Here is an 18,563-nt window from a genome sequence, read left to right on the forward strand (position 1 = left end):
CGGGAGGACCGCGCCAAGTGCGGTCCTCCCGTTGGGACTCAACAAACGCAGGCGGTCAGGCCTTGCCGTCCTTCACTTCCTTGAACTCGGCATCGACCACGGTGTCGTCACCTGCCGCCTGTGCCCCAGCTCCCGCGGCGCCACCGGCGGCCGCACCGGCAGCGGCCTGCTCGCCGGCCTGGCCCGCGTACATCTTCTCGCCCAGTTTCTGGCTGGCGGTGAGCAGGGCGCTGGTCTTGGCTTCGATGTCGGCCTTGTCCTCCGACTTGATCGCCTCTTCGGCGGCTTTCAGCGCCTCTTCGATCGACGACTTCTCACCGGCGTCGAGTTTGTCGCCATACTCACCCAGCGACTTGCGCACCGAATGCACGGCGGCATCGGCCTGATTGCGGGCATCGACCAGTTCGCGCTTCTTGTGGTCTTCCTCGGCATTCACCTCGGCATCGCGCACCATGCGCTGCACTTCCTCTTCACTCAGCCCGGAGTTGGCCTTGATGGTGATCTTGTTCTCCTTGCCGGTGCCCTTGTCCTTCGCGCTGACGTGCAGAATGCCGTTGGCGTCGATGTCGAAGGTCACTTCGATCTGCGGCGTGCCACGCGGGGCGGGCGGAATGCCTTCGAGGTTGAACTCGCCCAGCAGCTTGTTGCCGGCGGCCATCTCGCGTTCGCCCTGATACACCTTGATGGTCACCGCGGGCTGGTTGTCATCCGCGGTCGAGTAGACCTGCGCATGTTTGGTCGGCACCGTTGTGTTCTTGGTGATCATCTTGGTCATCACGCCGCCCATGGTCTCGATGCCCAGAGACAGCGGCGTCACGTCGAGCAGCAGCACGTCCTTGCGGTCGCCCGACAGCACCGAACCCTGGATGGCGGCGCCCACGGCCACGGCCTCGTCGGGGTTCACGTCCTTGCGCGGCTCTTTGCCGAAGAATTCCTTCACCTTGTCCTGCACCTTGGGCATGCGGGTCATGCCGCCGACCAGGATGACGTCGTCGATGTCGCCCACCTTCACGCCGGCATCGGTGATCGCGGTACGGCAGGGCGCAATGGTGCGTTCGATCAGCTCTTCGACCAGCGACTCCAGCTTGGCGCGGGTCAGCTTGAGGTTCAGGTGCTTCGGGCCACTGGCATCGGCCGTGATGTAGGGCAGGTTGATCTCGGTCTGGGTGGAACTCGACAGCTCGATCTTGGCCTTCTCGGCCGCGTCTTTGAGGCGCTGCAGCGCGAGCACGTCCCGGCTCAGATCGACGCCCTGTTCCTTCTTGAACTCGCCGATGATGTAGTCGATGATGCGTTGGTCGAAGTCTTCACCGCCGAGGAAGGTGTCGCCATTGGTGGAAAGCACCTCGAACTGCTTTTCGCCGTCCACGTCGGCGATCTCGATGATGGAGATGTCGAAGGTGCCGCCGCCCAGGTCGTACACCGCGATCTTGCGGTCGCCCTTGCCATGCTTGTCCAGGCCGAAGGCCAGGGCCGCCGCCGTGGGTTCGTTGATGATGCGCTTCACGTCCAGCCCGGCGATGCGGCCCGCATCCTTGGTGGCCTGGCGCTGACTGTCGTTGAAGTAGGCGGGCACGGTGATCACCGCCTCGGTGACGGTTTCACCGAGATAGTCTTCCGCGGTTTTTTTCATCTTGCGCAGCACCTCGGCGCTGATCTGGGGCGGCGCGAGTTTCTTGCCGCGCACCTCCACCCAGGCGTCGCCGTTGTCGGCCTTGACGATGCTGTAGGGCATCAGGTCGATGTCCTTCTGCACTTCCTTTTCGGCGAACTTGCGACCGATCAGGCGCTTGACGGCGTAAAGCGTGTTCCTGGGGTTGGTGACCGATTGGCGCTTGGCCGAAGCCCCCACCAGGATCTCGCCGTCTTCCATGTAGGCGACGATCGAGGGCGTGGTGCGTGCGCCTTCACTGTTCTCAATGACCTTGGGCGTATTGCCCTCCATGATCGCCACGCAGGAATTGGTGGTGCCCAGGTCGATACCGATGATTTTTGCCATGGAAACTCTCCGAATATGCCGCGCCGGCCGGCGCTGATTTTTGACTGTCAACTAGATGAGGCGACCCGTCACCAATTCAAGGTCTTGGGCCGCCTGGGCCTACCTGGACCTTACTGCGCCACCGTGATCAGTGCAGGGCGCAGTGTGCGCTCGGCAAGGCGATAGCCTTTCTGCAATACGGTGGCCACCGTGCCCGAAGGCTGATCTGCGGGTTGCACCGAAATGGCCTGATGCAGCGCGGGGTCGAACTTCTCGCCGGGGGCTGGCGCGATTTCCTGCAGGCGATGGCGCTCGAAGGCCGATTTCAGCTGGCTCAGCGTGAGTTCCACGCCCTGTTTGAGCACTTCCGGCTTGCCGCTCGTATCGGCCAGTGCGGCTTCCAGGCTGTCCTTGACCGGAAGCAGGGATTCGGCGAATCCCTCCACCGCAAACTTGCGTGCCTTGGCGGTTTCCTCTTCCGCGCGTCGACGGATGTTCTCCACCTCGGCGCGGGCGCGGAGGAGTTGATCGTTGAGTGCCGTGATCTCGGCCTGAGCCTGCGACAACGCGTCGTTCAGTGCGGTTTCAGGCGAGCCGTCCTGCGGTGCGCCCTCTGTGGCCTGGCGGTCGTTGGAAGGGGGAGTCTGGGGATCTGTCTGCATAGTCGCGAACGCGGGAAATGAAAAGACCTGTCCATCGTGGGGGTGTCTTGCATGATTTCAAGAGGTCAGCGAATAAAAACCGCTGATACTCCCAGGGAACGTCGTACCGCAAGGGTCTGCAGCATAAAAAAATCCCCCGTCGCAAAGCGCACGGGGGATGGGCAGTACGCCGACCGCGCGAGGCGACCAGCGCGTCAGCAAGCGATCGCCCGGAAGCCGGGCGGAAGCTTTACTGAGCCTTTTTCTCTTCTTTCTTCATTTCCTTGTGTTCGGCCTTCTTGTGCTCAGCCTTCTTGTGGGTGGCCTTCTTGTGCTCGACCTTCTTCTCCACGGCGGGCTTGGCAGCTTCGGGCGCGGCCGGGGCGGGGGTTTGCGCCATGGCAACGGTGGCGAACAGGGAAGCAAACAGGGTGGCAACAATCTTCTTCATGGAATGAACTTTCAAATTTGAATGGGAAAGATCCAAGCCGGATCGAAGCCTTAATGAGGCGCATCGCGGATCGGTTGACAGGTCGTGCAAAGTTTTTTGAAGGCGATCGTCTTCAGCACGCCCGGCACCTGGGGGCTTGCTCGGCGCTGCCGCAGGCACGATGGCGATAATGCGAGTCGCGCCAGGGATTTCGAGTGTCCCCTATGACTCTTCCAAGATCTGCCATGTCCGATTTTTCCGTCCTGTTTGTCTGTATGGGCAATATCTGCCGTTCGCCCACTGCCGAGGGAGTGTTTCGTACCAAGGTGCGGGACGCCGGACTGGAAAAGCGGGTTCGGATCGATTCGGCGGGCACCCACGCCTTTCATGTGGGCTCGGCACCCGATCGTCGTAGCCAGAGGCACGCACGGGAGCGCGGCTATGACCTGTCGGGACTGCGCGCTCGCGCGGTGGAAGAGGCCGATTTTTCGCGTTTCGACCTGCTGCTGGCGATGGATTGGGACAACCTCGCCTTGCTGGAGCAGCAATCGCCGGCGCAGTTTGCCTCGCGCTGCCGCTTGTTTCTGAGCTTTGCGCCGCAGGCGCCTGTGGCGGCGGTGCCTGATCCGTATTACGGCACAGAGCGCGATTTCGAGCGGGTGCTCGATCTCGTGGAACAGGCGAGCACGGGCTTGCTCGCCTTCATCGAGAAACAGCTCGCCATGCGCGCCTGAGCACGGCGAGCGCGTTACTGCACTTCCTTGAACGGCAGGCGTTCCTGCAGCTGGTCTTGGTGGGCGGCCAGATCGGCGGACTCCCGTTCCAGATAGTCCTCCACGGCCTGGGAAAACCGGGGGTGGGCGAGCCAATGGGCCGACCGGGTCGCCACGGGTTGCAGGCCGCGCGCCATTTTGTGTTCGCCCTGCGCGCCGCCTTCGAAGGTGGTGTAGCCGTGGGCCAGGCACCAGGCGATGGGCTGGTAGTAGCAGGCATCAAAATGCAAGGCTGGAACGGATGCGGTGGCGCCCCAGTAGCGGCCATAGGCGATGCGGCGGCGCGGGTCGAGAAGAATGAGCGAGCTCGCGATGGGCTGCCCGTCGCGTTCGGCGACAAACAGCAGGCCATGCTCGGGCAGGTCGCGGCCAAGGGCTTGGAAGAACTCGGCATTCAGATAGGGGGTTGAGCCGTGCAGGGCGTAGGTCGTCTCGTAGCAGCGGCTGAAGAAGGCCCAATCGCGTTCGGTGATCTCCTGTCCCTGCAGGGCGCGAAAGGTCACGCCAGCGTCACTGACCTGGCGTTGTTCCTGTTTGATCTTCTTGCGTTTGTCATGCCGCAGACTGGCGAGAAAGGCGGCAAAGTCGGGCCAGGGCGACTCGCCCTCGGCGGGTGGGTTGCGCCAGTGGAACTGCAATGTGGTGCGCCCGAGCAGTCCAAGCTCGTCGCACCAAAGGGCTTCCTGCGGGTCGAGAAACAAGGCGTGAAAGGAGCTCAAGCCGCTGCGCCGCGCCAAGGCCAGAATCTCTTGAAGCAAAACCTTGCGCGCCCGGGCGTCGCGTCCGAGCAGCTTGGCGCCGCCGACGGGGGTGAAGGGGACCGCAAGCAGGAGTTTGGGGTAATAGGGCAGGCCGTGCTCGGCATAGGCGCGCGCCCAGGCCCAGTCGAATACGTACTCGCCGTAGGAGTGCGATTTCACGTACAGCACGCAGGCCGCGGCGAGTTGCTGGGTGTGATCCCGCAGGGTGACGACGACAGGTTGCCACCCGGTCTCCACGCCGACGCAGCCCGTGCGCTCCAAGGCGCTCAGCCAGGCGTGGCGCTGAAACGGCGTGGCGCCCGGCGTGGCGTCGACCAGGCCGTCCCAGACCTCGGCGGGCAGGGCGCTCACCGACTCTCCCAACTCAGTGCGAAAATCCTCAGCCATGACGCTCCGAATCGCTGTTTTGCAATGCAACCCCACCGTGGGGGACTTGAAGGGCAATGCCGCCCAGATCGCGCATCTGACCCAAATCGCCTACGCCCAGGGGGCTCGCGTGGTCGTCACCCCGGAGCTGGCGCTCACCGGCTATCCCCCGGAGGATCTGCTGCTTCGGCCCGCCTTTCTGCACGCCAGTGCCGACGCATTGAAGCAGCTTGCGCTTGACCTGTCGGAACTGCCGGATTTGGCGCTGGTCGTCGGCCACCCGCTCGCGCTGGCCGGTGCCGGGCGTCTGCGGCCGATGTCCACCCAGCAGGCGGTGGCCTGCAATGCCGCCTCGCTGCTGCGTGGCGGCAGGGTCGAGGCCACCTATTGCAAGCACGAACTGCCCAACTACCAGGTGTTCGACGAGCGCCGCTACTTCGCGCCCGGAGACCAGGCCGTGGTCTTCGAGGCGGGCGGGACGCGCTTGGGCATCAATATCTGCGAAGACGCCTGGCTGCCGCATGCGCCGCGCCTGGCGCGCGCCGCCGGAGCGCAGGTGCTGCTGGTGCTCAACGCTTCGCCCTATCACCGCGGCAAGACGGGCGAGCGCGAGCAGGTGATGCGCCAGCGCTGTCTGGAGAATGACATGGCGCTGGTTGCGTCGCAGATGGTGGGCGGGCAGGACGAGATCGTGTTCGACGGCGCTTCCTTCGTACTCGACCGCGCGGGTGATCTGGTGGCCCGCGCGCCGCAGTTCTCCGAGCACGTCCTGATGGTCGATGTGGCGGGGGGCGAGGTGTTCAAACAGGCCCCCGCGCATATCGCCCCGCTCAAGACCGATCATGCCGAGGTCTATGCCGCGCTGGTGCTCGGCGTGCGCGACTATCTGGGCAAGAACGGCTTTCCCGGCGCGCTCATCGGTTTGTCGGGCGGTGCGGATTCGGCGCTGGTCATGGCCCTTGCCGTGGACGCGCTCGGCGCGGACAAGGTGCGGGCAGTGATGATGCCATCCGAGTTCACCGCACAGATCTCGCTCGACGATGCGGCCGAGATGGCTCAGCGTCTGGGCGTGCAGTACGACGTGCTGCCCATCACGCCCCTGTTCGACGCGTTTCGCACCACGCTGGGCCCGCTGCTGCAGCCCCACCCGGGCGACACCACGCTGGAGAACATCCAGGCCCGCATTCGCGGCACCCTGCTGATGGGCTTGTCGAACAACAGCGGACGCATCGTGCTGACCACGGGCAACAAGAGCGAGATGGCCATGGGCTACGCCACGCTGTATGGCGACATGGCCGGCGGGTTCGCGGTCATCAAAGACGTGACCAAGACCCTGGTTTGGGAACTGGCGCGCTGGCGCAATGCGCAGGCGGCCGCCAGGGGCGATGCCGATGTCATACCTCGGCGCATCATCACCCGCGCGCCCAGCGCCGAGCTGCGGCCCGATCAGACCGACCAGGACAGTCTGCCGCCCTACGACGTGCTCGACGGCATTCTGCAGCGCTACATGGAAGAGGATCAGAGCGCCGATGCCGTTCTCGCCGCAGGCTATGCCCGTGCCGATGTCGAGCGCGTGGTGCACCTGCTCAAGCTCTCCGAATACAAGCGCCGCCAGGCCCCGCCGGGCATTCGCATCACCCATCGCGCATTCGGCCGCGATTGGCGCTATCCGATCACCTCGAAATTCCGGGAATCGTTCTGATTTCTGCCGAGATGTCCGCAGCCAGTTAAATTTCGTCTTCAATCCAACACCGAGGAGCCCAGACATGAAACTCATCACCGCCATCATCAAACCGTTCAAGCTCGACGAGGTGCGCGAGGCGTTGGCCGAGATCGGGGTCACCGGACTGACGGTGACCGAGGTCAAGGGATTCGGGCGCCAGAAGGGGCATACCGAGCTGTACCGCGGCGCCGAATACGTGGTGGATTTTCTGCCCAAGGTGAAGGTCGAGGCCGTGGTCAAGGAAGACCAGGTGGACCGGGCCATCGAGTCGGTGGTCAAGGCCGCCCGTACCGGCAAGATCGGTGACGGCAAGATCTTCGTCACCAGCATCGAGCAGGTTGTGCGCATCCGCACGGGCGAGACGGGCGAGGTCGCTGTCTGACATCCTGACCGACGACGCCCGTTCGACTCCATGCCCCGCGTTCACATCCTCCCTTCGGAGACCGACCTTCTCGCCGATCCCGACGAGAACCTGCTCAAGCTGTTGCGGCGGCATCAGGTGCCCATTCGCTATTCCTGCAAGTCAGGCGAGTGCGGCTCTTGCAAGTGCGTGCTCGAATCGGGTCAGGTCACCCTGAAAAAGTACGACCCCAAGGCCCTGCCCGATGCGCAACGAGACAGCGGCGTCATCCTGGCCTGTCGCGCTCTGCTGACCGAAGACATCACCATCCGACTCACGGACAGCGATGATCTGATCGCCCATCCCGAACGCAAATTGCTGTGCCGGGTCGTGGCGCTGGAGCCGCTGACGCAGGACATTTTCGCGCTCAGACTGCACATCGAATTCGCCGACCGGGAGGGCATCCCTTTCACCTTCTCGGCCGGACAATACGCGCAGATCGTGGTGGAGGTCGACGGGCACGAAATCGCCCGCGATTTCTCCATGGCCAGCACGCCCGTGGATGCCGAGTACGACGACATGCTGGAGTTTCACATCCGCCGCACCGCCACCGGCGCTCTGAGCAGCCTGCTGGGCACGGTGATACGTCCAGGCGCGCAACTGCTGGTTCGCGGGCCGATGGGGACGAGTTATTTTCGCCCCAGGCATGAGGGGCCGCTGCTCGCCGTGGGCGGCGGCACGGGTCTTGCGCCCATGCTGAGTGTGGTGCAGACCGCGCTGGACAACGGCAAGCTCGAGCCCGTGGTGCTGTTCGCCGGATTTCGCAACCAGGCCGATGTCTATGGCCTCGACCGCATGGAGCAGATGCGCCGGGAGTACCGCCAATTCCGCTATCACCTCGCGCTCGATGAAGCGCAGCCGGGCGATCCGCCGCAGGCCGTGCATCAGCCGCTGGCCGCCCACCTGCTTGCCCAAGTGAGTGATTTTTCGGGTGCCAAGGTCTATCTTGCGGGGCCGCCGGGCATGGTCGAATCGATCAGCGCGCAGCTGCGCGAGCGCGGATTGCAGGACGGCGATCTGCACGCCGACGCGTTCTATCCGCCGGTGGCCGCGGAGTTGGCAATCCGCTCCTGAGTACCGGGCGGCGGGCGCTACGGCTCGGCGTATTAAAATCGCGGTCCAACTCCTAGGGCGCCACGCACCGACACACCGCGCCTGCCTTCGGGCCCCTGCTGCACAGCGGACCTATTCCGGCTGATGCCGCCATTTACCGGGTATCTATGAACACGCTAGAGGCCAAGCGCGTCCTCGAGACCGCGCTGATCTGTGCTTCCCAAGCCTTGTCCGTCGCCGAGTTGCGGCGCCTGTTCGACGACACGATCGCCGCAGACACCGTGCGTGCGCTGATCGATGAATTGCGCGGCGACTGGCAGGGACGCGGTGTTGAATTGGTGCAGCTGGCGCAGGGCTGGCGTTTCCAGAGTCGGGCGGAGATGCAGCCCTTCCTCGATCGACTCTATCCCGAGAAGCCGCAGAAATATTCTCGAGCCGTGCTGGAAACTCTGGCGATCATCGCCTATCGTCAACCGGTCACCCGCGGCGACATCGAAGAGATCCGGGGCGTCGTGGTCAACGCCCAGATCATTCGCCAGCTTGAAGACCGGGGTTGGGTCGAGACCATCGGCCACCGTGAAGCGCCGGGGCGGCCGGCCCTTTTGGCGACCACCCAGCCATTTCTCGACGATCTGGGCTTGAAAACCCTCGACGCGCTGCCGCCCTTGGGCGAACGCGGCGAAGCCCTGCCTCACTTCGATGGCCTGCAGCAGCGATTGCCGGACATCGAGCGTTTTGAAGAATCCCAGGAAGAGGCGGACGCGTCAGCGCCCGGCCTCGAGGCCCATCGCCTGCCTGAAACGACCGAAGGCGAACAGGCGCCCCCCGTGTCCAGCGACCCTCCCGAGGGCGAGCTGCCTTTGACTGACTCCACCCCAAACGAACCATGAGCCCATCCGACCCGTCTGATTCACCCGAACTCGGCGTCCCCTCCGAGGCCGTGGAGGTCACGGCAGAGACGCCCCCGGCGCGCAAGCCGCGGGCCCCATCGCGGCGGGCGCCGCGCAAGACGGCCGCGGCCGCCGAAGACACAGCCGCACCTGAGGCCGGGGCGCCAACTGCGCCACCGCCCACCGAGGCCGTTGCCACGGATCCCGGTGAGACCGATCAGGTCCGACACCTTGATGCTGCTGATGCGGTTGACGCGCCGGTCCCCGCAGAGGCGTCGACGCAGCCCAAGCGCGCGCCGCGTCCGCCCAAGGCACGCCGTTCCATGGACGAGGCAGCGCCACTGCCTGGCGATGACCAAACCGCTGCGTCGGCCCCTGTGGCTGCGGCGAAGGCGCCGATGGCGGGCGTGCAGATCCAGGATGTCATTTCGGGCACCTACGATCAGGCCGCGGAAAGCGCCGAGATCGTGCGTCGCGTGCTGGCTCCGGCCGAAGACGCGCCCAAGCTGCACAAGGTGTTGGCGCAAAGCGGCGTGGGCTCGCGCCGCGAGATGGAAGACCTCATCCTGGCCGGACGGGTCTCCGTCAATGGCGAGCCGGCGCATCTGGGGCAGCGCATCCTGCCCACCGACCAGATTCGCGTCAACGGCAAGATCATCAAGCGCCGTTTGCGGCCAGCCCAGGCGCGCGTGCTGGCCTATCACAAGCCGACGGGCGAGGTCGTCTCGTTCAAAGATCCCGAAGGACGTCCCACGGTCTTTCAGCATCTGCCCAAGCTTCAAGGCGCCAAGTGGACGGCGGTCGGGCGCCTGGACATCAACACCGAGGGCCTGCTGCTCTTCACCACGTCGGGTGATCTGGCCAATCGGCTGATGCATCCGAGCTACGGCGCCGAGCGCGAATACGCCGTGCGGGTGCTGGGTGAACTCGACGCCGCCGCACGCGACGAACTGCTCCAGGGCGTGCAACTGGGCGATGGACCGGCGCGCTTTCTCAGTCTTGAAGAGGCGGGCGGCGAGGGCGCCAATCGCTGGTGGCGCGTGGTCATCTCGGAGGGGCGAAACCGGGAGGTGCGACGCATGTTCGAGGCGGTCGGGCTGACGGTGAGCCGACTCATCCGGGTGCGCTATGCCAGCGTGGTCTTGCCCGCCGGATTGCGCCGCGGTGATTTCGTCGAACTCGACAAGGCGCTGGTGCAGGCCCTGCAGGGTCGCAGTGGCGAGGCCCCATCCGGGGCGGGAGATCGTCCCGTGCGTCGCCAGAATGGACAGGGCCAGGGCGGGCGCCGCCACGACAGCCGCGGCAGTGGTCGCGGGGCGCGCGGCAAGGGGCAGGGCGGCGGCCAGCAGCAGCCCGGGCCGGACAGCTATGCCCGCACCACGGTCGAGGCCCTGTTCGGCAAGAGTCCGGTCGTTCGCAACGGCGGCGGTTCCTGGGGCGGAGAAGGTAATTTCTCGACAGGAAACAAGCCCGGCGGCCAATCGCGCCGCAAACCGGGCGGCAAGCAGGGCAGTTCGCAGCCGGACCCGATGAAAACCAGCTTCGGCTACATCCATAAAGACGCCGGACCGCGCAGGTCGGGCGGCGGTGGCGGCCCTTCCGGCGGGCGCCGGCGCAGTGGCGGCGGCAGTGGCAGTGGCGGCAATCGCGGTGGTGGACGCTGATCCGCGGTCTTGCGGGCCCACGCCGTGCGGCGCAGATCATGCGCTGTCTACAATGATGAATTAACCCTTTGATTTCAGGAGCAAAGTATGACCATTGAGCGCACGCTCTCCATCATCAAACCCGACGCCGTCGCCAAGAACGTGATCGGGCAGATCTACAGCCGTTTTGAGTCGGCTGGCCTCAAGATCGCGGCCGCGCGCATGGCCCACCTGTCGCGTGCCGAGGCCGAGGCGTTCTACGCCGTGCACAAGGCACGTCCGTTCTTCAAGGATCTGGTGGAGTTCATGATTTCCGGCCCGGTGATGATTCAAGTGCTCGAAGGCGAGGGCGCCATTCTCAAGAACCGCGACCTGATGGGCGCGACCGATCCGAAGAAGGCTGAGGCTGGCACCATCCGTGCCGATTTCGCCGACAGCATCGACGCCAACGCGGTGCACGGCTCCGATGCGGCGGAAACCGCAGCGCAGGAAATCGCCTTTTTCTTCCCGGCGATGGCGGTTTATTCCCGCTGAAACCCGGCCCATGTCTGGCGAACCGACCCCCATCAACCTGCTCCAGTTCGATCGCGACGGATTGGTGGCCTGGTTCGGGCGCCATGGCCATGCGGCCTTTCGTGCGCGGCAGGTGTTCCGCTGGATGCACCAGAAAGGCGTGGCCGATTTCGAAGCCATGAGCGATCTGGCCAAACCGCTGCGCCACTTTCTGCGTGAACAGGCCCAGGTCGCTGCGCTGCCCGTGCTCACCGAGTCGCGTTCGGCAGACGGCACGGTGAAATGGCTGTTCGATGTCGGGCAAGGCAACGCTGTCGAAGCCGTATTCATCCCCGAAGCCCAGCGCAACACCCTGTGTGTGTCGTCGCAGGCGGGCTGCGCGGTGAACTGCAAGTTCTGTTCGACAGGCCACCAGGGTTTCAGCCGCAATCTGCAGACCTGGGAAATCCTCGCCCAGCTCTGGCATGCCGAGTTCACCATGCGTCGGGAACTCGGCCTTCCTGCAGGCGAGCGCGCCATCTCCAATGTCGTGATGATGGGCATGGGCGAGCCTCTGCAAAATTATGGCGCGCTGCTTCCCGCGTTGCGCACCATGCTCGACGACGACGGCTATGGCTTGTCGCGGCGTCGGGTGACGGTCTCCACCTCCGGCGTGGTGCCCATGATCGACCGTCTGTCGCAGGACTGCCCGGTGGCACTGGCGGTTTCGCTGCACGCGCCCGTCGACGCGCTGCGCGACGATCTGGTGCCGCTCAATCGCAAGTATCCGCTGCACGAATTGCTGGCAGCCTGCAAGCGCTATCTCGATTTCGCGCCACGCGACTTCATCACCTTTGAATACTGCATGCTCGACGGCGTGAACGATACCCCGGCGCTGGCCCAGGAACTGGTCAGGCTGGTGCGTTCGGCGCAGGTCAACTGCAAGTTCAATCTGATTCCGTTCAACCCGTTCCCGCAGTCGGGCCTCCACCGTTCTTCGGCCGCGCGTGTTGCAGCCTTTGCCCAGGTTCTGCTCGATGCGGGTCTGGTCACCACCGTGCGCAAGACCCGTGGAGACGATATCGATGCAGCTTGTGGTCAACTGGCGGGCGAGGTGCAGGATCGCACCCGTCGTGTCATCCGCATGCAGCAGGCTGCCGCAACAACGCCTGTGGTCCGGCTGGGTCATTGAGGGAGAATTTGCCCATGTTCTCAAGTCTTCGCGCGCGCGCCAGTGTTTCTCATGGGCGCATGGCCCTCATGGGTTTTCTGATGGCGGGCGCACTTCTGTTGGGCGGATGTGCCACGCAGACGCAACGTGCCGCAGACATGGGTTCGGGCGCCGCCTTGACGCCCCAGCAGAGCGATGTGCTCAAGCGCGTTCAACTGCGGCTCGAACTTGCCGAAGGCTATTACCAGCGCGGCCAGTTTCAGGTTGCGCTTGAAGAGGTGAACAAGGCCTTGGCGGACAAGTCAGACTATGTGCCTGCCTACACCATGCGCGCACTGATCTACACCGCGCTGAACGACAGCGCCAAGGCCGATGCCAATTACCGCGAAGCGCTGCGCCTGGCGCCCGATAATCCCGATGCGCTGCACAACTATGGGTGGTTCCTCTGTCAGCAGCGTCGCTATCCGGATTCGTTTGCCCAGTTCAACAAGGCTCTGTCCATTCAGAATTACCGCTACCCGGTCCGTAGCTATCTCGCGCTGGGCGTATGCCAGTACCGCGCGGGAGACTGGGCCGCATCGGAGGGCACGCTCAAGAAGGGCTTCGCGCTCGATCCGGGCAATCCGGCGCTCTCCACCAATCTGGCCGTGGTGCTCGATCGCATGGGCAAGGCCAAAGAGGCTTTGTTCTACATCGCGCGGGTGAACAGCGGCACCTATGCAAGCGCCCAGTCGCTCTGGGTCGGCATTCTCATTGCCCGCAAAGCAGGCAATGCCGCGGATGTGGCGCTGTGGACCAACCAGATCGAACAGCGCTTTCCCGACTCGCGGGAAGCCATCGCCGCGCAACAGGGGCGGTTCGATGATTCCACCTTGCTGAACTACTGATCCGCTATGACAGAACCTTCTGCGGAACTCATGGCCAGCCGCGCCCAGGCAGGTTCGGCTTTGCGCGGCGCCCGCATGGCGGCGGGGCGCAACCTCGAAGAACTGGCCGCACAGCTCAAGGTGGCCCCCGCAAAGATTGCCGCGCTGGAAGCGGGCGACTGGTCCGCGCTGCCTGACGACACCTTCGGCCGCGCGCTGCTGCGCAGTTGCTGCAAGGCCCTCAAGATCGACGCGCAGCCTCTGCTCGATCTTCTGCCGGGCGCGCCCGTGCTGCATAGCCCGGCGCCGGCGCAGGAGGCCGGCGGTGCCGATCTCGCCGCGCGCGTCCCCGAACGGCCCTTGCCGCGGGCTGCCGCGGCCGGGCACCGGTCGCGAGGCTTGCTCTGGCTGGCCGTGTTGATCGTGGTGATGGCTGCGTTGGTGTATTTCTGGCCGGCCTTGCGCGGTCTGGCCGAGTCCGTGATGCCGGTCAAGGCGCAGCCTGCAACGCAAAAGCCGGCCGTGGTGGAAAACGTGGTGCCAGCGGGCGCGCAGGCTGCGGTGCCTGCAAGTTCGCAGTCTGTCCACGCCGAGTCTTCAGCGCTGGGACTGCAATCTTCGCAGGCGATCACGGCCTCGGCGCCCGCCGCGGCGCCGGTGCCGGTGCGCCCTGCGTCCGCAGCGTCTGCGGTGTCTGCTGCGGCGGGGGCATCGCTGCAACTGGCCGCGAGTGCGCCGAGCTGGGTGCAGGTCACCGCGCATGATGGCAAGGTGATCTTTTCACAGTTGCTGCAAGCCGGCGCGCCGCAGAGCGTGCAGGTGCCTGCGGGAAGCGTGCCGCTGTCCGTCGTGGTGGGCAATGCCCCGCAGACCTCGGTAACTTATGCGGGCAAGCCAGTGGATCTTGCCCCGGACACGCGAGCCAATGTGGCGCGGTTCACACTGAACTGAGAGCTGGCGCATGGAACTGCTCGATCCCCCGATTCCCGAAGCCCTGCCTTCCCGCCACCGTACGCGCCAGGCGCGCGTGGTCTGGGGGGAGCATGTCGTGACCGTCGGGGGCGACGCGCCGGTGCGCGTGCAGTCCATGACCAATACCGATACGGCCGATGCCATCGGCACGGCGATTCAGGTCAAGGAGCTCGCGGCGGCGGGATCGGAACTGGTCCGCATCACGGTGAACACCCCCGAGGCCGCCGCCGCCGTGCCGGCCATTCGTGAACAGCTCGACCGCATGGGGGTTTCGGTGCCGCTCATCGGCGACTTTCATTACAACGGCCATCGTCTGCTGAGCGATTTTCCCGACTGTGCCCGCGCGCTGTCCAAATATCGCATCAACCCGGGCAATGTCGGCAAGGGTGAGAAGAAAGACCGGCAATTCGGCCAGATGATCGACATTGCCCTGCGTCACGACAAACCCGTGCGCATCGGGGTGAACTGGGGCAGTCTCGACCAGGAACTGCTCGCCAGCCTGATGGACGCCAACGCCGGGCGCGCCCAACCCTATGAGGCGCGACAGATCATGGCGCAGGCGCTGGTGCTGTCGGCGCTGGAGTCGGCTGAACGCGCACGCGAGCTGGGCATGAGGCCTGAGCAGATCCTGTTGTCGTGCAAGGTCTCCAATGTGCAGGACCTCGTCACCGTGTACCGCGCCCTGGCGGCGCGCTGCGACTATCCGCTGCATCTTGGCTTGACCGAGGCGGGCATGGGCACCCGCGGCGCGGTGGCCTCGACGGCGGCGCTGGCGGTGTTGCTGCAGGAGGGCATCGGCGACACCATTCGCGTCTCTCTCACCCCGGAGCCCCATGCGCCGCGAACCCAGGAGGTGGTGGTCGCGCTGGAAATTCTGCAGGCGCTGGGCCTGCGCGCCTTCACGCCCAGCGTGACCGCCTGCCCCGGCTGTGGCCGCACCACGAGTACTTTCTTTCAGGAACTGACCCAGAGCATCGACAGTTTCCTGCGTGCGCAGATGCCGGTCTGGCGCGGCCGCTACCCAGGGGTGGAGCAGATGCGGGTGGCCGTGATGGGCTGTATCGTCAACGGCCCTGGCGAGAGCAAGCATGCCGACATCGGCATCAGCTTGCCCGGTACGGGCGAAGCACCGGCGGCACCGGTGTTCATCGATGGCGAAAAGCGCATGACCCTGCGCGGCGACAACATCGCTGCGGAGTTCCAGACCCTCGTCGAGCAATACGTTCAACAGCGCTACGGCGCGCCCCATCGCCATCCTGAACAGGTGGCTTGAATTCCATGGCAGACAAACTCAGTGCCGTCAAAGGCATGAATGACATCGTGCCGCCCAAATCGGCGGCCTGGGAGTGGTTCGAAGAGCAGGTGCGCGCACTCATGAGCAGCTACGGCTATCAGAACCTGCGCACGCCCATTCTCGAGTACACCCCGCTGTTCGTGCGCGGCATCGGTGAAGTGACCGATATTGTCGAGAAGGAGATGTACAGCTTTACCGACGCGCTCAATGGCGAGCCGCTCACCTTGCGGCCCGAAGGCACCGCGGCCGTGGTGCGTGCGTGCATCGAACATTCCCTGCTGTACGACGGCGGCAAGCGGCTCTGGTACACCGGGCCGATGTTCCGCCATGAGCGGCCGCAGCGCGGACGTTATCGCCAGTTCCATCAGGTCGGGGCGGAGGCGCTGGGGTTCGCTGGTCCTGACGTGGACGTGGAGCTCATTCTGATGGCGCGGCAGCTCTGGGCGCGCCTGGGTTTGAGCGAACTGGTCACGCTCGAAATCAACTGCCTCGGCCAGGCCGACGAGCGGGCGCGTCATCGCGTGGCGCTCATTGCCTATCTCGAGGCGCACGCCGATCAGCTCGACGAGGATGCGAAGCGTCGGTTGCACAGCAATCCGCTGCGCGTGCTCGACACCAAGAATCCGGCGATGCAGGCGCTGGTCGACGCCGCGCCCAAACTCATCGACTATCTCGGCGAGGCGTCTCTGGCGCATTTCGGGGGCGTGCAGGCGTTGCTGCGCGCCGCAGGGCAGTCGTTCATCATCAACCCGCGGCTGGTGCGGGGGCTCGACTATTACAACCTCACGGTGTTCGAGTGGGTCACCGACCGACTGGGAGCGCAGGCCACGGTCTGTGCCGGGGGGCGCTACGACGGCCTGATCGAACAGATCGGCGGCAAGCCCACGCCTGCCTGCGGCTGGGCGCTGGGCATGGAACGGGTGCTCGAATTACTGGTCGAGGCGGGTCAGCAGCCGCCCATCAGTGCTCCGCATGCCTACGCCGTGCTGACCCAGCCTGAGCTCGTGTCGCGCGCCATGCCGCTGTGCGAAGCCCTGCGCGCGGCCGGGGTGCGGGTGCAGTTGCACATGGGTGGCGGCAGCATGAAATCGCAAATGAAAAAGGCCGACGCCAGCGGCGCCCGTTGGGCCCTGGTGTTTGGCGAGCAGGAAATGCAGTCCGGGCAGCTCGGCATCAAGGATCTGCGCGGTGCCCAGGACGGGCAGCAGCAGCGCTTGGTTCCGCTCGAGTCGATCCAGACGCTGGTTTCCGCTTTGCTCTGAATGGGCAACCTAAAATAGCCGCTTTTCGTCACCGATCCTCCCATGAGCTACAACTTCGAAGAACAAGAACAGATCGCCCAGATGCGCCACTTCTGGGAGCGCTGGGGCACCCTGATCTCGGCCGCGGTACTGGCAGTCGCACTGGGTTTTGCCGGGTATTACGGCTGGCAATGGTGGCAGCGCAACGAGGGCGCCAAGGCCGCGACGGTGTTCGAGCAGGTGCAGGCCGCCATTCAGAGCAACAGTCCCGACAAGGTCGAACAGGCCTGGGCCGTCATGCAGAGCAAGGCGCCGACCAGCGCCTATGCGGGCATGGCGGCGCTGGCTGTGGCCAAATCGCTGCACGATGCAGGCAAGAACGCCCAGGCGATCGAGGCGCTCAAGTGGGCTTCCGAGCATGCCTCGGGGCCGAGCGAGCGCGCCGTGGCGCGCCTTAACCTGTCGGCGCTGCAGATCGACGCCAAGCAGTACGCCGAAGCGAGCAAGACTTTGGCCGATGTGCCGGAGCCGTCTTTCGCCGCGCTGTTCGAGGTGCGCCGCGGTGACCTGGCCGTGCTGCAAGGTCAGCGCGAGGCGGCTCGATCTGCTTATGAAGCCGCGCTCAAGGCCCTCCCAGCGGAGGCTTCGGAGCGGGCCGCCATTCAACAAAGACTCCAAGCGGTCGGGGGGAGCGCAGCATGAGTGCGATGCAACAGGGTGCTGAAGGCAGGGATCGTCGCTTTTCGGGCTGGGCCCGTGTAACCCTGCCGCTCGTTCTGGCCGCTCAGTTGGCCGGTTGTGCGTCGGGCTCCAAGCCGCCTGAGCCGACGCCGCTGACACCGGTGGCCAACATTCTCACTGTCAAACAGGCCTGGACGCAGCGGATTGGCGATGTTCCCGCCTGGTTCCAGACCGCCGCGCTGCCCGATGCGGTCGTCGTTGCCTCGGCGGATGGCCAGGTCATGCGCCTGAACAGCGCCACCGGGCAGACCGTATGGTCGGCCAAGGTGGCCGGGGGCATCAGCGCGGGCACGGGTAGTGATGGCACGTTCACCGCCGTGGTGGACAAGAACAATGGCCTCGTATCGATCGGCCCGAAGGGGCAGTTGCTGTGGCGCTACCAGTTGCCCGCCACGGTCCTCACGCCGCCTTATGTGACGGGTGGCCGCATCATCGTGCAGGCGGCCGATCAGCGCGTGTTCGCGTTCGATGCAGCCAGTGGCCGGCGTCTCTGGCAGGCCGACAATCGGGCGGCCTCTCTTTTGGTGCAACAGGCCGGCGGCATGGTGTCGCGTGACGGCATGGTGATGATCGGCACGGCGCTCGGACGCATCGATGCCTATGCCCTGAATGATGGCCTGCCGCGCTGGCAGGCCACGCTCGCCCGCGCCCGGGGCGTTACCGAGGTCGAGCGCGTGGTGGGCATCACCGGTCAGCCGACGCTTCTGGACTCCATGTTGTGCGCACGCGCCTACCAATCCGCCGTGGGTTGCGTGGATGCCGATACCGGCCGCATGCTGTGGACGCGCGCGGCCAACGGCTATACCGCGTTGAGCATGAACGATCAGGAAGTCGTCGGCACCCAGGCCAATGGCGACGTGCAGGCCTATTCGGCAACCGATGGCGTGCCCAGCTGGACCAATTCGCAGCTGAAATATCGCAACCTCAGCGCCCCCCTGTTGGTCGGCCGAACGGTGGCCGTGGGCGATTACCAGGGCTACATCAGCTTTCTCTCGGCCAAGGACGGCAGCATTGTGGGGCGCGTGGCGACCGATGGCAGCGCCATTCAGGCCGCGCCCGTGGTGCTGGGGAAGACCATGGTCGTCGTCACGGCAAAGGGCGGCATCTACGCCTTCGTGCCCGACTGAT

General features: G+C 65.1%; 18 protein-coding genes. 14 read left to right on the forward strand and 4 right to left on the reverse strand.

What is annotated here, in order from left to right:
* Nucleotides 1-55: 55 nt before the first annotated feature.
* From dnaK to BVH73_RS13355, 3 genes are all read right to left on the reverse strand, one after another.
* Nucleotides 56-1,999: a molecular chaperone DnaK gene (dnaK, locus tag BVH73_RS13345; protein ID WP_079419412.1), complete on the reverse strand. Its 1,944-nt coding sequence runs from the start codon at nt 1,997-1,999 to the stop codon at nt 56-58.
* 110 nt (nt 2,000-2,109) lie between these two features.
* Nucleotides 2,110-2,640, reverse strand: a complete 531-nt coding sequence (gene grpE / locus BVH73_RS13350) for a nucleotide exchange factor GrpE (RefSeq protein WP_079419413.1) — start codon at nt 2,638-2,640, stop codon at nt 2,110-2,112.
* Between the two features lie 229 nt (nt 2,641-2,869).
* Nucleotides 2,870-3,070: a hypothetical protein gene (locus BVH73_RS13355; RefSeq protein ID WP_079419415.1), complete on the reverse strand. Its 201-nt coding sequence runs from the start codon at nt 3,068-3,070 to the stop codon at nt 2,870-2,872.
* 224 nt (nt 3,071-3,294) lie between these two features.
* Between BVH73_RS13355 and BVH73_RS13360 the strand changes: the two genes are divergently transcribed.
* The gene (locus BVH73_RS13360) at nt 3,295-3,783 is read left to right on the forward strand and encodes a low molecular weight protein-tyrosine-phosphatase (protein WP_079419417.1); all 489 of its coding nucleotides are present in this window, start codon (nt 3,295-3,297) and stop codon (nt 3,781-3,783) included.
* A gap of 14 nt (nt 3,784-3,797) precedes the next feature.
* Here the strand turns inward: BVH73_RS13360 and BVH73_RS13365 are convergent, their stop codons facing one another.
* A complete protein-coding gene (locus BVH73_RS13365; protein ID WP_079419419.1) occupies nt 3,798-4,970 on the reverse strand; it encodes a GNAT family N-acetyltransferase in 1,173 nt (390 codons plus the stop codon).
* Here BVH73_RS13365 and BVH73_RS13370 point away from each other — a divergent pair.
* The 13 genes from BVH73_RS13370 (at nt 4,969) to bamB (ending at nt 18,562) form a co-directional block, all read left to right on the forward strand.
* A complete protein-coding gene (locus BVH73_RS13370) occupies nt 4,969-6,651 on the forward strand; it encodes an NAD+ synthase (protein WP_079419421.1) in 1,683 nt (560 codons plus the stop codon). The two genes, BVH73_RS13365 and BVH73_RS13370, sit on opposite strands and share 2 nt — an antisense overlap.
* A 64-nt stretch (nt 6,652-6,715) precedes the next feature.
* Nucleotides 6,716-7,054: a P-II family nitrogen regulator gene (locus tag BVH73_RS13375; protein ID WP_079419423.1), complete on the forward strand. Its 339-nt coding sequence runs from the start codon at nt 6,716-6,718 to the stop codon at nt 7,052-7,054.
* Nucleotides 7,055-7,084: 30 nt separating this feature from the next.
* Nucleotides 7,085-8,146, forward strand: a complete 1,062-nt coding sequence (locus tag BVH73_RS13380) for a 2Fe-2S iron-sulfur cluster-binding protein (RefSeq protein WP_079419425.1) — start codon at nt 7,085-7,087, stop codon at nt 8,144-8,146.
* A 146-nt stretch (nt 8,147-8,292) separates the two neighbouring features.
* Nucleotides 8,293-9,015, forward strand: a complete 723-nt coding sequence (gene scpB / locus BVH73_RS13385; protein ID WP_079419427.1) for an SMC-Scp complex subunit ScpB — start codon at nt 8,293-8,295, stop codon at nt 9,013-9,015.
* Nucleotides 9,012-10,679 (forward strand): 23S rRNA pseudouridine(2605) synthase RluB, encoded by a 1,668-nt coding sequence (gene rluB / locus BVH73_RS13390; RefSeq protein ID WP_079419429.1) that lies wholly within the window; start codon nt 9,012-9,014, stop codon nt 10,677-10,679. The genes scpB and rluB overlap by 4 nt, the downstream gene beginning before the upstream one ends.
* Before the next feature lie 87 nt (nt 10,680-10,766).
* Nucleotides 10,767-11,192: a nucleoside-diphosphate kinase gene (gene ndk, locus BVH73_RS13395; RefSeq protein WP_079419431.1), complete on the forward strand. Its 426-nt coding sequence runs from the start codon at nt 10,767-10,769 to the stop codon at nt 11,190-11,192.
* A 10-nt stretch (nt 11,193-11,202) separates the two neighbouring features.
* Nucleotides 11,203-12,342 carry a dual-specificity RNA methyltransferase RlmN gene (gene rlmN / locus BVH73_RS13400; protein ID WP_079419433.1) on the forward strand — a complete coding sequence of 380 codons (1,140 nt, stop codon included), beginning with the start codon at nt 11,203-11,205 and terminating at the stop codon, nt 12,340-12,342.
* 14 nt (nt 12,343-12,356) lie between these two features.
* The gene (gene pilW, locus BVH73_RS13405; RefSeq protein ID WP_079419435.1) at nt 12,357-13,208 is read left to right on the forward strand and encodes a type IV pilus biogenesis/stability protein PilW; all 852 of its coding nucleotides are present in this window, start codon (nt 12,357-12,359) and stop codon (nt 13,206-13,208) included.
* 6 nt (nt 13,209-13,214) lie between these two features.
* Entirely contained in the window at nt 13,215-14,138 is a 924-nt protein-coding gene (locus BVH73_RS13410; RefSeq protein WP_079419437.1) for a helix-turn-helix domain-containing protein, read from the forward strand.
* 10 nt (nt 14,139-14,148) lie between these two features.
* Nucleotides 14,149-15,432 carry a flavodoxin-dependent (E)-4-hydroxy-3-methylbut-2-enyl-diphosphate synthase gene (gene ispG, locus BVH73_RS13415; protein ID WP_079419439.1) on the forward strand — a complete coding sequence of 428 codons (1,284 nt, stop codon included), beginning with the start codon at nt 14,149-14,151 and terminating at the stop codon, nt 15,430-15,432.
* A 5-nt stretch (nt 15,433-15,437) separates the two neighbouring features.
* The gene (gene hisS, locus BVH73_RS13420) at nt 15,438-16,715 is read left to right on the forward strand and encodes a histidine--tRNA ligase (protein WP_079419441.1); all 1,278 of its coding nucleotides are present in this window, start codon (nt 15,438-15,440) and stop codon (nt 16,713-16,715) included.
* Nucleotides 16,716-16,757: 42 nt separating this feature from the next.
* Nucleotides 16,758-17,396, forward strand: coding sequence for a YfgM family protein (locus BVH73_RS13425; RefSeq protein WP_079419443.1), 639 nt, complete (start codon nt 16,758-16,760; stop codon nt 17,394-17,396).
* Nucleotides 17,393-18,562 (forward strand): outer membrane protein assembly factor BamB, encoded by a 1,170-nt coding sequence (gene bamB / locus BVH73_RS13430; RefSeq protein WP_079419445.1) that lies wholly within the window; start codon nt 17,393-17,395, stop codon nt 18,560-18,562. Before BVH73_RS13425 ends, bamB begins: the two co-directional genes overlap by 4 nt.
* Nucleotide 18,563 lies beyond the last annotated feature (1 nt).

This window comes from Thiomonas intermedia, from assembly GCF_002028405.1.
In the GTDB taxonomy this organism is placed as follows: Bacteria; Pseudomonadota; Gammaproteobacteria; order Burkholderiales; family Burkholderiaceae_C; genus Thiomonas; species Thiomonas intermedia.